The sequence below is a fragment of the Bradyrhizobium sp. USDA 4506 genome (assembly GCF_054058795.1).
In genome coordinates, this window is the sequence record NZ_JBSSBM010000001.1 from 16,988 (window position 1) to 30,554 (window position 13,567).

15 protein-coding genes and 1 pseudogene are annotated in these 13,567 nt (G+C 61.9%); 5 read left to right on the forward strand and 11 right to left on the reverse strand.

What is annotated here, in order from left to right; translation table 11 throughout:
• Position 1: 1 nt before the first annotated feature.
• The 4 genes from ACVIHF_RS00075 to ACVIHF_RS00090 form a co-directional block, all read right to left on the reverse strand.
• Positions 2–277 (reverse strand): SRPBCC domain-containing protein, encoded by a 276-nt coding sequence (locus tag ACVIHF_RS00075; protein WP_375167175.1) that lies wholly within the window; start codon positions 275–277, stop codon positions 2–4.
• Positions 278–410: 133 nt separating this feature from the next.
• On the reverse strand, positions 411–728 hold the full coding sequence (locus tag ACVIHF_RS00080) for an ArsR/SmtB family transcription factor (RefSeq protein WP_183231859.1): 318 nt from the start codon (positions 726–728) through the stop codon (positions 411–413).
• A 105-nt stretch (positions 729–833) separates the two neighbouring features.
• The gene (locus ACVIHF_RS00085; RefSeq protein ID WP_456791421.1) at positions 834–1,586 is read right to left on the reverse strand and encodes a nucleoside phosphorylase; all 753 of its coding nucleotides are present in this window, start codon (positions 1,584–1,586) and stop codon (positions 834–836) included.
• Positions 1,587–1,678: 92 nt separating this feature from the next.
• The gene (locus ACVIHF_RS00090) at positions 1,679–2,347 is read right to left on the reverse strand and encodes an ArsR/SmtB family transcription factor (RefSeq protein WP_253610460.1); all 669 of its coding nucleotides are present in this window, start codon (positions 2,345–2,347) and stop codon (positions 1,679–1,681) included.
• A gap of 73 nt (positions 2,348–2,420) precedes the next feature.
• On the opposite strand from ACVIHF_RS00090, the gene ACVIHF_RS00095 reads away from it, so the two are divergent.
• From ACVIHF_RS00095 to ACVIHF_RS00110, 4 genes are read left to right on the forward strand one after another with little or no spacing between them, the layout of a single operon-like run.
• Positions 2,421–3,161, forward strand: a complete 741-nt coding sequence (locus ACVIHF_RS00095) for an MBL fold metallo-hydrolase (RefSeq protein ID WP_253610461.1) — start codon at positions 2,421–2,423, stop codon at positions 3,159–3,161.
• Positions 3,162–3,165: 4 nt separating this feature from the next.
• Entirely contained in the window at positions 3,166–4,425 is a 1,260-nt protein-coding gene (locus ACVIHF_RS00100; RefSeq protein WP_253610462.1) for an MFS transporter, read from the forward strand.
• Positions 4,422–4,808 (forward strand): GFA family protein, encoded by a 387-nt coding sequence (locus ACVIHF_RS00105; RefSeq protein ID WP_253610463.1) that lies wholly within the window; start codon positions 4,422–4,424, stop codon positions 4,806–4,808. The genes ACVIHF_RS00100 and ACVIHF_RS00105 overlap by 4 nt, the downstream gene beginning before the upstream one ends.
• Positions 4,805–5,938 (forward strand): cysteine desulfurase family protein, encoded by a 1,134-nt coding sequence (locus ACVIHF_RS00110; protein ID WP_253610464.1) that lies wholly within the window; start codon positions 4,805–4,807, stop codon positions 5,936–5,938. The genes ACVIHF_RS00105 and ACVIHF_RS00110 overlap by 4 nt, the downstream gene beginning before the upstream one ends.
• Positions 5,939–6,012: 74 nt before the next feature.
• Here the strand turns inward: ACVIHF_RS00110 and istA are convergent.
• From istA to ACVIHF_RS00145, 7 genes and pseudogenes are all read right to left on the reverse strand, one after another.
• Positions 6,013–6,951: pseudogene (gene istA / locus ACVIHF_RS00115) on the reverse strand (IS21 family transposase); the annotation flags it as partial.
• Positions 6,952–7,124: 173 nt separating this feature from the next.
• Positions 7,125–8,174, reverse strand: a complete 1,050-nt coding sequence (locus ACVIHF_RS00120) for an IS4 family transposase (protein WP_253610465.1) — start codon at positions 8,172–8,174, stop codon at positions 7,125–7,127.
• Complete coding sequence (gene tnpC, locus ACVIHF_RS00125) at positions 8,075–9,646, reverse strand: IS66 family transposase (protein ID WP_253610466.1); 1,572 nt, start codon at positions 9,644–9,646, stop codon at positions 8,075–8,077. The genes ACVIHF_RS00120 and tnpC overlap by 100 nt, the downstream gene beginning before the upstream one ends.
• 52 nt (positions 9,647–9,698) lie before the next feature.
• Complete coding sequence (gene tnpB, locus ACVIHF_RS00130; RefSeq protein ID WP_253610467.1) at positions 9,699–10,052, reverse strand: IS66 family insertion sequence element accessory protein TnpB; 354 nt, start codon at positions 10,050–10,052, stop codon at positions 9,699–9,701.
• A complete protein-coding gene (gene tnpA / locus ACVIHF_RS00135; RefSeq protein WP_253610468.1) occupies positions 10,033–10,506 on the reverse strand; it encodes an IS66-like element accessory protein TnpA in 474 nt (157 codons plus the stop codon). The genes tnpB and tnpA overlap by 20 nt, the downstream gene beginning before the upstream one ends.
• 215 nt (positions 10,507–10,721) lie before the next feature.
• Positions 10,722–10,880 (reverse strand): hypothetical protein, encoded by a 159-nt coding sequence (locus ACVIHF_RS00140; protein ID WP_253610469.1) that lies wholly within the window; start codon positions 10,878–10,880, stop codon positions 10,722–10,724.
• Positions 10,880–11,971 (reverse strand): IS5 family transposase, encoded by a 1,092-nt coding sequence (locus ACVIHF_RS00145; protein ID WP_456791422.1) that lies wholly within the window; start codon positions 11,969–11,971, stop codon positions 10,880–10,882. Before ACVIHF_RS00145 ends, ACVIHF_RS00140 begins: the two co-directional genes overlap by 1 nt.
• Positions 11,972–11,999: 28 nt before the next feature.
• Here ACVIHF_RS00145 and ACVIHF_RS00150 point away from each other — a divergent pair, with 28 nt between their 5' ends.
• On the forward strand, positions 12,000–13,163 hold the full coding sequence (locus tag ACVIHF_RS00150) for a helix-turn-helix domain-containing protein (protein ID WP_456791423.1): 1,164 nt from the start codon (positions 12,000–12,002) through the stop codon (positions 13,161–13,163).
• Positions 13,164–13,567: the final 404 nt, after the last annotated feature.

Genomic DNA, 13,567 nt, shown 5'->3' on the forward strand with positions numbered 1-13,567 from the left:
CCTATCCGCCGGCGCGCACGCCTTCCCAACCTTTGCCATGACGTTCGAGGTGACGGTGCTCCAGTTCCAATCGCGTCCGGCTCGCCGTCTCGGCGATGAACCGCACCTCCCACTCACTGGTCTCGTCAGGATCGGTTTCGATTTGCCAACGCGGGCCGATGTCCCAGCTTAGAACCACGCGATCTGGCGACTCAAAAGCCAACACACGCGCCCAGCGGCATTCGCTGCCATCGACACCCCGATCATAAACGTGCCCCCCAACCCGGGGTTCGAACACGGTCTCTGCGATGGGGACGGAGAGCAGATTATGCTCGCGGAGCTTGAAGCTGCCGAAGTCCTCAGTAAAGACCTTGAACGCAGCGCCTCGACCACGATTGATTGTTTGATGGGCGCGGCCGATACACGTTTAATCATTGCTGGTCCTCCACTGATTTTTCGACGGCCACTTTGTAGGCTGCCAGTGTGCTGCTCCAGAACCGGTCAAGCCAGGCGCGCATCTGGCCGAGCCCCGCCGGATCGATGTGATAAATGTTGCTGGCCCCCTTTGGCTCGGCACGAACCAAACGAGATTCGCGCAGCACCTTCAGATGCTGGGAGACGGCTGACTGGGAGACCGTCAGCTCTCGAGTGAGCTCAACGACGGTGCGAGGCCGCGCGCCCACCAGTTCGAAAATTCGTCTGCGAGTGGAATCGCCCAGAGCGGCCAATTGCACGCTGTCTTTAGCCATGGCTGTCTGACGCCATATCATTAGTTATGACTAATGATTAGCGTAAACTAATGATTGCGTCAAATGGAGATGTAGCCAAACTTTCGCATACCGATCACAGGCAGGTCATGACCCGGAACTTCGCCACCCCCGCGCCGCAGCGGCGACGACGGCGAGCGTGGCCTTGGCACCGTCCGCCTCGCCCTTCTCGAAGTCGCCTTCGGTCTGCGCCATCGAGTTCGTGACGTGAGCGAAGCAGACGATCGAGTTGCCGCTCGTTGTGCCGAAAGCGTAGAGGGCCGCAGCTTCCATCTCCACGGCGAGCGTCCCCAGATCGCGCGCTCGCGCGATCGCCGCTTCGGTCTCGCGATAGGGAGCATCCGTCGTCCAGGTCGAGCCCCGATGCAGTTTCTCCGGCAGCGATCGGCCCGCCCGCTCGACGCGATCCAGAAGCGACAAGTCGGGTGCCGCGGCGAAAGCCGAGCCAGGCAGGTAGTGATAACTCGTCCCCTCGTCGCGCAACGCGCGGTCGATCAGGACGAAGTAGGGAGTCGGTCCGATGGGATTGATCTGGCCCGCCGAGGTGACGCTGACGAGCAACCGGCAGCCCGACGCGAAGAGCTGGTCGGCGACCAGGACGGCGAAGGCGGCGCCGACGGCGCAGCCGACGATCCCGACCTCGCCGATGCCGTCGAGATCGAAGGCAAGAAGCTCGGTATGGTAGCAGGCCCAACCTTCGTGGACGCGGCCGGCACCGGTCCGCTTGAGGTGACGGACGACGTCACCGTCCGGATCGAGCACGCAGATTTCGGGCACTGCGACGAGCGGCAACTGTCTCTGCCGGCGCGCCTCCCTCAACAGGGATTCAGGCCGGAACACCGAGGGCGCCTTGTGATCCTTCACGCCAACGATCGGCCACGCGGATTCCGCGCGATGCGGCTTATCATCCATGATGCACCTGACGATCTGTCTCAAGCCGCGGATTCGACCGGCAGGCCGGCGGCTTTCCATTCCGGGTAACCGTCCTCAAGACGGCGAACGCGATAACCGCGCGCTCTCAGCGCCGACACGGCTTCGAACGAAAGAACGCAATAGGGCCCGCGACAGTAGGCAATCACCTCGCGGCCCTTCGGCAGTTCGCCGAGGCGTCGTTCCAGTTCGGCAAGCGGGACGTTGAGCGCACCTGGTAGATGGCCGAGCGCGAACTCATCCTCGGGCCGCACATCGAGCAACGTAACCAGGTCGTCCCGTAACCGCGCGACCAGGTCGTCACGCGAGACGGGCTCAAGCGCATCACGGGCCTGGAAGTAATCGGTCACAACACGACCGATCTCGGCGACATTCCGTTCACCTACGCGTCCCAGCGCTTTGATCAGCGTGACTACTTCGGCATCGCCGGCGAGACGATAGAGAATATGTTTGCCGCGACGCTCGGTCTCGACAAGACGCGCGCGCCTCAGGATCTGTAGGTGCCGCGACGTGTTGGCGAACGTCAGATGTGCCCGAGCGGACAGCTCCTCGACAGTGCGTATCCCCTGCGCAAGGTGCTCCAGGAGCTCAAGCCGGTGAGCGTGGCCGAGCGCCTGCGCCACCTGGGCAAGGTTTTCATAGATCGCCTGTTTCGGTCCCGAGCTTGACACGGCGCTCCTTCAATATATCATTCAGCAGATCGATTGAATGTATCTAGCGTTTCTCACGAGGGAGTGCAAGTCCATGATTCTCCGCCAGTTCTTGCATAGCGATCCAGTCGGTATCTCCTACCTCTTCGGCTGCGGCGGCAAAGCCGCAGGCGCCGTGGTTGACCCGGTCGGTGACATCAAGCCCTACCTGAAGGCCGCCGACAATGCCGGCATGCGGATACATTTCGTCATCGACACGCACGTCCATGCCGACCACCTGTCGGCGGGCCGGGCTCTCGCCGCCGCGGCGGGCGCCGAGTACGTGCTTTCTGCTCAGGCCGGCGTATCGTTTCCGTACAAGGGCGTGAGTGACGGCGAGGTTCTTCCGCTCGGCAATGTGTCGGCAACCGTGATGCACACGCCGGGTCACACGCCCGAGCACATCTGCATCCTTGTGACAGACCGAACGCGCGCCGACGAGCCTTGGTTCGTCTTCACTGGACACACCCTCATGGTCGGTGATCTTGGCCGTACCGAACTTGCCGTGAGCGCTGAGGAAGGTGCGAGGCAATTGTTCAGGAGCGTACGAAGGCTCAAGGAGCTTCCTGACTACATCGAGGTGCTGCCGGGTGCCTATGCAGGCTCGGTCTGTGGTCGGCGGCTAAGCGGCAAGCCATCGTCCGCAATCGGCTTCGAGAAACGGCACAATCAGGCGTTCATGATCGAGGACGAAGCCGAGTTCGTTCGGTTCATGGTCGCCGAGATTCCGCCGGCTCCTCCGGAAGCCGCGAAGATCAGGGCTGCCAATTCAGGCACGGCCGCGGCTGCGGCCTGATCTCATGACCGAGGCTGTAAGCGGTCCACAGACTGCGTCGTCTGTCCGGCTGGGGCTGAAAGAGAACTGGCCGCAGTTCGCCTTGCTCGTCCTGATCAACGCCTTCGTCGGCGGGATGGTCGGAATCGAGCGGACGGTCGTGCCGCTGATCGGCTCCGAGGAGTTCAAAATCAGTTCGACGACGCTCGTCGTTTCCTTCATCGTCAGCTTCGGCGTCGTGAAGGCGTGCGCCAACCTGGTCTCCGGCCAACTCGCCGACGCCTGGGGACGCAAACGTGTTCTGATCCTCGGCTGGCTCGTCGGCCTGCCGGTGCCGTTCATGATCATGTGGGCGCCGAGTTGGGGATGGGTCATCGCAGCAAACGCCCTTCTCGGCATCAATCAGGGTCTTGCCTGGTCGATGACGGTGATCATGAAAATCGACCTCGTCGGCCCGAAGTCGCGAGGACTGGCCGTCGGCCTGAACGAGTTCGCCGGCTATCTCGCGGTCGGCGTGACCGCCTTCCTTACCGGATATTTTGCCTCGAAGTACGGACTGCGACCAGCGCCGATCTATCTCGGCGTAGTCTACGCCGTCTTCGGCGCCGCGCTCTCGATCCTGCTGGTGCGCGACACACGCGAGCACGTCCGGCTGGAGACCGCGGCGCATGCGCGTCAAGCGTCTCCGATCAGCTTCAGGGAGATATTCGTCCTCACGTCGTTCGGCGATCGGAATCTGTTCGCTGCGTCGCAAGCCGGACTCGTCAACAATCTGAATGATGGGATGAGCTGGGGAATCTTCCCGCTGTTCTTCGCCTCGTTCGGCCTGCACGTCGACCGGATCGGCATCTTGAAAGCCGTCTACCCGGCGACGTGGGGCATCCTGCAGATCGCCACCGGCCCACTTTCCGACCGTTGGGGCCGCAAGGGCTTAATCGTGGCCGGGATGTGGGTGCAGGCCGCGGGTCTATTCCTGACCGCTGCAACGACCCATTTCGAATGGTGGCTGATCGGCAGCCTGCTTCTCGGACTTGGTACGGCCATGGTGTATCCGAGCTTGATCGCTGCGGTGTCCGACGCTTCGCACCCAAGCTGGCGCGCACGCTCACTAAGCGTCTACCGATTCTGGCGCGATCTCGGTTACGCGATCGGGGCGCTATCGGCCGGAATCATCGCCGACCTGTTCGGCATGGCCTGGGCGATCGGAGCGATCGGCGCACTCACTTTCCTCTCGGGGGCGATAGTATTCATCGCCATGGAGGGCCGGCCCGGAGCACGACAATGAACGAGACCTTTTCAGGACGCTGCCTTTGTGGGGCGGTGCGCTTCGAGGCGCGACGTCGGCCGAAGGGAGTCTTCTGGTGTCACTGCGATAGCTGCCGCAGTCATTCCGGCGCTCCCGTCAGCGTGTTCGTCGGGTTTGAGAACGACGCTGTCACGGTGACCGAAAGCGCCATCACGACGTTCAAATCATCGCCAGGAACGACGCGCGGCTTCTGTGCCCGCTGCGGCTCGACGCTGCCCTGCGCTACCGTGCATTTTCCGACGGAGACGCACTATCACGTCGGCGCCTTCGATCGGGCGGCGGAGCTCCGACCGGGGAAGCATTTCTTCGCCAACGAGCAACTGCCCTGGCTGCAGCTTGACCACAGCGAGCAAGGTAAATGACTGCGACGACGCGGCTGATCTATCTCGATTACAACGCGAGCACACCGGTTGATCCAGCCGTGGCGGAAGCGATGCGGCCATTTTTGGACGGCGCGTTCGGCAATCCGTCCAGCGGCCATTGGGCCAGCGCGCCGGCGAAGGCCGCGCTAGATCGGGCTCGCAGCCAGGTCGCTGGACTCCTCGGCGTAGCACCCGATGAGATCGTATTCACCAGCGGTGGCAGCGAAGCCAACAACCTTGCGATCGAGGGCACGTTCTTCGCGCCGAACCGAAAAGGGACGCACATCATCACCTCGGCCATCGAGCATCCCGCCGTCCTTGCTCCTTGCCGGTTTCTCGAACGGTTCGGCGCGACTGTCACGTACGTTCCGGTAGACGGGACAGGCTTAATCCATCCAGAGGACGTGCGGCGCGCCGTTACTCCGCAGACGCTGTTGATCAGCATCATGCACGCCAACAACGAAGTCGGCACCATCCAGCCGATCGCTGAAATCAGCGCGATCGCGCGAGAGCACGGAATCCGCTTCCACACCGACGCGGCTCAATCGGTCGGAAAAATTCCGACCAAGGTGGACGAGCTCGGTGTCGATATGCTGACGATCGCCGGTCACAAGCTCTACGCGCCAAAGGGCGTCGGCGCGCTCTATGTCAGGCGAGGCATCGAGCTTGAGCCGTTGGTCCACGGCGCCGGTCATGAATCGGGCCGACGCGCCGGAACCGAGAGTGCCTTGCTGGCAGTCGGGCTTGGGACCGCCTGTGCACTGGCCGCGGATCTTGCACCTATGGACCACGTCCGGGTCTTGCGCGATCGTTTATGGCAGGCACTGCAAGACAGGTTCGGTGAAGGCGTGGCGCTCAACGGCCATCCCACGCATCGCTTGCCGAATACCCTCAACGTAGCGTTCGTTGGCAAAATAGGCGCGGACATCCTGGGTCAGCTACGCGATACCGCGGCGTCGACAGGTTCGGCGTGCCATTCCGGGCAGATCGAACTCTCACCGGTCCTCGCGGCCATGCGCGTGCCCGAGAGGACCGGAATGGGGGCGATACGTTTCAGCTTGGGAAGGCAAACGACAGTCGACGAGATCGACCACGTCGTCGTACGCCTGGCCGCAAGCGCGGCGGTCTGATCGCTTCGACTACCGCTTCGTCGCCAGCACAAGAGCCGGTTGATTCGCGTTATCTGCCGCGGTGTGGACATCCATACCTCCTCCAATAGCTTGCGGCGGGTCACGCCGAGCCGCCGGATCGGCCGCTCCTCGTTGAGCCGGGTCATTAGCTCGGTGATCGCCGCGTTGACCTCGGCGAGGCTGTGGAAGGTGCGGTGGCGCAGCCGCCCGAGCAGCCAGCGCTCGACCATGAGGACCGCCTGTTCGACCTTCGCCTTGTCCCATGGCCGTCGCGGCCTGGCCGGCAGAATGGCGGTGCCGTAATGCGCCGCCATGTCGGCGTAGCTGCGGTTGATCTGCGGGTCGTAGAGGCAGGCCTTGATCACTGCGACCTTGGTATTGTCCGGCACCAGCAGCGCCGGCACGCCGCCGATCGCCTCGAAGGCGCCGACGTGGCCGCTGATCCAGTCGGCGAGCCCCTGCGTCCAGGTCGCCTGCGCGTAGGTGAAGCTCGATGCGCCGAGCACCGCGACGAAGATCTGCGCGGCGCGTCGCTCGCCGGTGAACCGGTCGATTACCACCGGCACGCCGTCGCCGGCATAGTCGACGAACAGCTTGTCGCCGGCCGTATGCGACTGGCGCATCGTCACCGACAGGCGGCCTTCCCAGGCGCGGTAGAGCTCGCAGAACCGCGAATCACGATACCCGCCGGGTTCGCCTGCGATGTACTCGTCCCACAGGATCGACAGCGTCACATGCTTGCGCCGGAGTTCGCGGTGTACCGCCGCCCAGTCCGGCTCGGCCTGCCGGCGATGGCCCCGCCGGGTGCCGGGACCGGCTCCCGCGCTGGCGAACAGCCGGGCTTCCAGCGCAGCGTCGGTGATGTCGTCGGGCAATGGCCAGGTCAGCCCCGCCGCCTCGAACCGGTGGATCGTCAACCGCACCGTCGAAGGGGCTGTCCCCACCCGCCGCGCAATCTCGCGGGTCGGCATCCCGGCCGACTTCAATCTGATCACATCGCGCACATGGCGCATCGCAAACCTCTCCGTCGGCATCCAGGTCCCCCTTCGCAAAGCCGAAAGGCGGGACCGTATCGGAGCCAGAAGAGGCCTCGTCACCCCGGGTTCGCCCTTGCGATACCCCGGGCGACATCATCCCGGAATGGTGGGCGAGATCATTCCGGAATCGTGGGCGACATCGAGCGGAATCAGCAATTGAGCATCGTCATCCAGAAGACGCGCCAACTCACAATGCAGAAGACCGCGATCAGATTGACCAGACGCTCAGCAGTTCGCAATTTTGAGTCCTCTGCTTTGCAGCCCGATTTGAGGATCTTATGGAAGACTTCGATCTTCCACCTCAAGGCATACCATTCGATCTTATTGATGGCGTCCTTGCGCGATTGGACCGGGAGATCGGTGAGGAGCTTCCACTCGATTTTCTTTCGCCGCTTCGGCCTTCCCCGCTCCTGAGCGTGGATCACGGTCAGAGTGAGTGCGGGATATTTCGTCTGTTTGCCGATCGGCGGCAGGACGCGTATCTTGCGGTACCTGATCTCAAGAACGGCGTCGTCGGGATCGCCTTTGTCGTCCTTGACCTTGATCCGATGTAGACCCTTGATCGTCACCTCGTCCATTTCGTCGGCAATTGTATGATTGCCGTCCCCGGCAAGCCGATCAACACAGGTTCGCACCAGGAAATGCGTTCCGACCTCCTCGGCCAGGCAAAACAGCTCATAGATGTCGCTCTCGCGATCACCAATATGAACGCATCGTCCAGGAGCAGCGAGAAGGTCGGTCGATTGCCGTAAATTCTCGAGCCAGCGGATGCTCTCCTTCTGCTCGATCGGCACCCGTGTCGGATTGATCTTTCGCTTCAGCGCCGTCGTCCCCTTGAACTTCTTGCGGGTCCAGAACTTGATTGCCGACAGTCCGAGCGGAAGCCCCTCGGTCGTCACGGCGAGACTAGAATGCATCAGGATGCCGCACTGTGTGCGTCCTGCCGTCTTGCCCGTAAAGCCGATCAGATCCGGCTTCTCGCGCTTGAAGCTGAATTCCGTCGTGTCATGGAGGACGAGGATCGTAAGCGCGATTTTCCCCTCACGTTGACGCCGGCGGTTTTGAAGGATTGCCCTAGTATCGGGCGATACCGGGCCGTTCAGGCAGTGGCGGCTTTGTGGAAGTTGAAGGGCAGCAGGTCGGTAATATCGGCGTCGCCGGCGCGCTGAGGCAATTCGGTGAGGACGTGGCGCAACCACGCTAACGGCTCGACACGTGAGGCGCGGCAGGTCAGCATCAGGCTGTAGACGACGGCACTGGCCTTGGCTCCGTCCACGGTATCGCTGAACAACCAACTCTTCCTGCCAGTTGCAAAAACCCTGATGTCGCGCTCCAGAAGATTGTTGTCGATCGGCATGCAGCCGTCCCCGGTGTAGCGCGTCAGATATTCCCATTGGTTTCGGGTGTAGGATACGGCGTCGCCGAGCTTGCTGTCAGGCAAGACCTTCGGGGCCATGTCATCGAGCCATACCTTGAGAGCATTGAGGGTGGGAACACTATGTTGCTGGCGGAAGCGGCGAATGCAGTCGGCCTGTGTTTCACCCTTCTCCGGTATTCCGTCCCGCGCCTGCCTTTCAACCCGGTAGAGCTGGTCGAAGAACCGCAGCGCCTGCTCGGGCGGACCGCCGCCCTTCTTCCTCGCCCTGAGGGCATCGACAAAGCGCCGCCGGGAGTGGGCCATGCAGCCGATGTGGGTGGCCCGTTCCAGCGTGCGCCATGCGGTATAGCCGTCACTCATCACGATGCCGCGGTAATCGCCGAGGAAGGCCTGGGGGTGGATTTGGCCGCGGCCCGGCTGATAATCCAGAAGAACGATGGGCTCGTGACTGCCCTTGCCGCTGCGATAAGCCCACATATACGATGTGCTGGTGGCCTTTTTATCCTTCTCCTTGAGGACCTGAACCGTCGTCTCGTCGCCATGGATGAGAGGCTGCGATCTGAGCCGCAGCTTCAGGGCGTCATAGATGCGGGAGAGATCTTTCTCGCTCGAGCCGATCACCCAGCGACCCAAAGCGCCGCGGCTGACCGGAACGCCGGCGCGTTCGAAGGCCTGCGCCAGGCGGTAGAGCGGCGTGCCATCGACATATTTGTGAACCAGCGCGAACGCCAGCGTTGAGGCCGTGGCAACGCTGCCCGGCAGCGGCTGCGTCGGCATCGGCGCGGTCACGACAGGGGCGTTGATTCCGGTGCGATCGCAATGGCGGCACGCATATTTGAAGCGTACGTTCTGTAAAACCTTCGCCTTCACCTCGATATGAAGTTGCTCGGTGACAGCCTCGCCCATGCGATGCATCTGGCCACGGCAGCAAGGACACGCCTTCTGATCGTCGGGCAGGTCATACTCGACGCGCTCACGCGGCAGGTTCGCCGGCAGCGGCCTGCGGCCGCGCTTCTTTCCCGTTGTGTTTTCGACGGGTGGCAAGCCCGTGTCCGGAAGTTCGGCGATATTGTTCGTTTCACTGCCGGCGTCATCCTCATCGGCGGCCTGCTCGGCTTCATTGAAGAGACGATCGACGTGCTTTTCGCTGCGTGGCGCAAAACGATGCAGGCGTGCCAGCGCCAGTTCTTCCTCGAGTTTGACGACGCGGTCGGCGAGTTGATGGTTCTCCGCCTGCAGCGCAGCAATGCGCGCCAACAGCACTTCAACACTCGGATAGCCGGTTCGATTCATCGGAATCTTGAATCTGAACCGTACCGACGCGTCAACCGCTCAACTCGAGAGCTCAGCCGGCAACCTGATAGTGCCGCACCGGATGGCGGACCATCGCATCGATATCGATGCCATCAAGGATCCAGTGCAATTGCTCGGTCGTAAGCCGGACGACCGCCTCCTGGCGGCGCGGCCATCGGAACTTGTCCTCGGTCAGCCGCTTCAGGACCAGCACAAAGCCGGACCGGTCGAAGAACAGCAACTTCATCCGGTCGCAACGGCGATTGCAGAACGCAAAAACCGCCGGCGTGAATGGATCGAGCGCCATCGTCTCCTGGACCAGGACCGCAAGGCTGTTGATGCCAGCCCGGAAGTCGATCGGCTCACGGTGCAGATAGACCTGCCGGTCACCGCCCAGTCTGAACATGGCCCAGTGCTCCGATGATCGCCGTCAATGCATCCACATCGCCGCATTCCAGCGCGAGCTTCACGCCGTTCGGCAGCGACACGCTCACTTTGGCCGGAGAACAAAAAGCTGGAGTCCCTTTGGGTTCCGAACCACGCACTTCATCGCAAGTCGCCGGCAAATCCACCGTCGCCACGCTGTCGTGCCGCGACAGGGCTCGATCGGCGGCCCCCTCAAGCTGAACCGGGATGAACGCCGGGCGTGAGGACGGCGGCAGCGACCTGGTCGCGGTGTGCTTCTTGATCCACTTCCGAAGCAGGTTCGCGTTGACCCCATGTTCGAATGCAAGCCTCGATACCGAAACCCCAGGCTCAAGGCAGGCCGTGACAAGACGCTCTTTCGATGCCGCCTCGTAGCGCCGGCGACCGTTCCGGCCAACAAGCCTGACCCGCAGTTTCTGATCGTCCGCTGCCATCACAAGGTGTCCACCTATTTTGGTGGACACCTCATGCATCAGAGCACTCAAAAGCAAAAGGTGCGGAGAAATTCGCGCTTACCAGGAATTTGCTGACCCGGGACCTCACCCGTATCGCCGATCTTCCCACTTCGCGTCTGCACGAACTGCTGCCCTGGGAATGGAAGCTTCTGCGCCAGGCTGCAGAGCCCTCCGATCAGCGGGCCGCCTGATCTTCACCCAACGCCATCATAGCGCTCTCGAGACCCGCGCGCATGCGTCAATCGGGCGGCCCTCGTCGTGTGCGTACCGAGGAAGTCGCTATCCCAGACGTCCATCTCGACGATGCGCCAGCGGCCGACAAAGGCCTGGGCGAAGCCGGGCACCTTGGCCATCAGCCAGTCTCCGCGATCAACTTGGGCAGCCGCACCAGATTGTAGGCGGTGGCAGCGAAGGTAAAGGCCCATGCGACACGATCACGCCCACGGAAGCTGGTCTTCTCTTGCCCGGCGACCGTCTTGATCCAGCCGAATGCCTCCTCGATCCGCTTGCGGATGCGCTGGCTGACGGCATAGCCGCCGTGCCGGGTCGTACGCCCGTCGATCGCAGAGCTGCGGCCGCTGGTATTCTGCGCAACATGCGGTGTCACGTTCATCGAGCGCAGCTCGTTGACGAAGTCTTCTGCATCGTAGGCCTTGTCGGCGCCAAGCGTGATCGCTGTCGGCCGATCGGCACGCTGCTCGATCATGTGTAGCGCGGCTACCCGTTCGGCATGCCCGTCGGCCTGCGTCAGGCAGGCGTCGACCAGCAGGCCGTGGCGGTTCTCCATCAGCCCATGCCCGATGAAGCACAGCTTCGTCTCCTTGCCTTTCCCCTTGCGGTACAGCCTGGCATCCGGATCGGTTGTCGAAGCATGGGTGTCGTTGGAGCGTTTCTGGCCGTGGAAGTCCGCTTCGGCATTGCGCCCGCCACCTGGCGCCGGTGGCTCGCCGGAGCCGTCCTTCGGTTTGACGCTCTTCATCGAGGCCCAGGCCTCGATCAGCGTGCCGTCGACCGAGAAGTGATCGCTCGACAGAAGCCCCTTCACCCTGGGCTGCGCCAGCACCGCCGCGAGGAACTTGGCCGCGATGTCGCCTTCCAGCAGCCGGTCGCGGTTCTTCGAGAACACCGAATGGTCCCAGGCTGCATCGTCGACGCCGATGCCGACGAACCAGCGGAACAGCAAATCATATTCCAGCCGCTCCATCAGAAGCCGCTCCGAGCGGATCGAATAAAACGCCTGCAACAGCATCGCCCGCAGCAGCTTCTCCGGCGGAATCGACGGCCGCCCAATCGGCGAATAAAGCGCGGCGAGCTCGCGTTCCAGCACCGCCAGCGCCTCGTTCACGATCGTCCGGATCGCTCGCAGCGGATGATCACGCCGCACCCGTGCTTCCAGATCGACGTAGCTGAACAGCTCGCCCGTTCGATTGTCGTCGCCGCGCACGCACCGTCTCCGAATCTCGTCGGAGCCAATGAATCATGGTCGTCGCTCGCCGGCGAGCGCCTTTTTCAACAGCCTGCTAGATGACAGATTACTGGGCGGCGCGGAGCCAGTGCATCAGCAAGCGGCAAGCGCGAGACTGTCTCGGGCAGGCGCCGGAGACTCGGAAGCGTTAGTACCTAGGCCATTTTTGACCGTTTTTAAAAAAGGCGGCCCGTTTCTAAAAGAAAATACCAAGAACCAAACCATACCCTCGGCTCAAGCAATGGAGCTGATGTCGTCTATGAAGATGTCGTCTATGAAAGTGCCGTATCGACTTGACCAAACGGTGCTGAAGATTGGTTCGGAGTTTTCCATCGTGAGGACGAGTGAGAGCCTCGGGTGGCCGAACATCAACGCTAGTTTTGCAAGGGGACTCCCACACCGCTACGAAATAACCCATCCAGCCACGCCCGACGTTTGGATCGCCATGTCGTATAGTCCGATGGATGTATTTCTGAATGCGGGCGAGCGAGAACGGCGCTTTATCTTTCAGGACCGGCGGCTTCTGCTGCTCGCACCGGAGACCCCGATTGGGGTGCGTAGGGAGAGCGAGATTCGCGGACTTCACGTGTTTCTGAAGGCGGAGATCCTCGCCGAGGTTGCAAGCGAGATATTCGATCGCGACGCCAAGAGCTTTGAAATTGTCTCGGCATTCGGATTTCACGATCCCAGCATGAGCTTGCTGCTAGATTCCCTGAACTATGCACTCTCTGAGCCCGGACAGCATTCGAGCCTCAAGATCGAGCATCTTTCACGTGCGCTAGCGATCGACGTGCTCTCGAAGCATGTCACCTCAGCGCGATTCATTGGTGTTCAAGGCGCCGAACGCCTAACGACGAAGCAGGCTCGTTTGGTGACCGAATACATCCGCGAACACCTTTCTTCGGAAATACTTCTGAAGGATCTTGCGAAGCTGGTAGGAGTCAGCCGCACGCTTTTTATCAAGCGATTTAGGGCATCGTTTCATCAGACGCCGCATCGATACCTGATGGAGACGCGTATTCGTCGTTGCCAAGAATTGTTGGCAACGACCAGCCTGCCCCTGACGCACATTGCACTGATCTGCGGTTTCGCTGATCAATCGCATTTGAGCGTGTCCTTCAGGCGCGCCGTTGGCAAGTCGCCATCACAATATCGAAAACTCGCCTCCTAAGAGAACGCTTTAGAACGGATTACCTGGACGCGTCATCTGTGATCGCGCTATGCTATGCATGTGGACACGAGAGACGCGAGATCGCATTGCGGCGATCGAACAGACGACCTGACGCTATCCGACAGATCTCACGGATGAGACGTGGGAAAGGATTACCTAGTTCTTACCCAGGCCGAGAAGGCGGAGCCGCAAGCCAGGTGCGGACTTGCGCGAGGCGCTGAACGCGATCCTCCACATGACACCCTGGCGGAGGCTGGCGCATGCTGCCAAAGGATCTACCGCCCTCACCGTGTACCGGTGGCTTCGCCGTTTGGTACGAAACCCGCGTCTGGCGGCGGCGGACGCAATGCGGTTGACGCTGTTTCGTACCATCCATGGCGTCGCTTGCGGTTCGTTGGGTGGCG

Excerpts from the sequence above, each read along its gene's own strand:
- ACVIHF_RS00080 (WP_183231859.1), bottom strand. The coding sequence starts at position 728 with ATGGCTAAAGACAGCGTGCAATTGGCCGCTCTGGGCGATTCCACTCGC.
- ACVIHF_RS00095 (WP_253610461.1), top strand. The coding sequence starts at position 2,421 with ATGATTCTCCGCCAGTTCTTGCATAGCGATCCAGTCGGTATCTCCTAC.
- ACVIHF_RS00100 (WP_253610462.1), top strand. The coding sequence starts at position 3,166 with ATGACCGAGGCTGTAAGCGGTCCACAGACTGCGTCGTCTGTCCGGCTG.
- ACVIHF_RS00105 (WP_253610463.1), top strand. The coding sequence starts at position 4,422 with ATGAACGAGACCTTTTCAGGACGCTGCCTTTGTGGGGCGGTGCGCTTC.
- ACVIHF_RS00110 (WP_253610464.1), top strand. The coding sequence starts at position 4,805 with ATGACTGCGACGACGCGGCTGATCTATCTCGATTACAACGCGAGCACA.
- tnpC (WP_253610466.1), bottom strand. The coding sequence starts at position 9,646 with ATGAATCGAACCGGCTATCCGAGTGTTGAAGTGCTGTTGGCGCGCATT.
- tnpB (WP_253610467.1), bottom strand. The coding sequence starts at position 10,052 with ATGTTCAGACTGGGCGGTGACCGGCAGGTCTATCTGCACCGTGAGCCG.
- tnpA (WP_253610468.1), bottom strand. The coding sequence starts at position 10,506 with ATGGCAGCGGACGATCAGAAACTGCGGGTCAGGCTTGTTGGCCGGAAC.
- ACVIHF_RS00140 (WP_253610469.1), bottom strand. The coding sequence starts at position 10,880 with ATGGCCAAGGTGCCCGGCTTCGCCCAGGCCTTTGTCGGCCGCTGGCGC.
- ACVIHF_RS00150 (WP_456791423.1), top strand. The coding sequence starts at position 12,000 with ATGAATCATGGTCGTCGCTCGCCGGCGAGCGCCTTTTTCAACAGCCTG.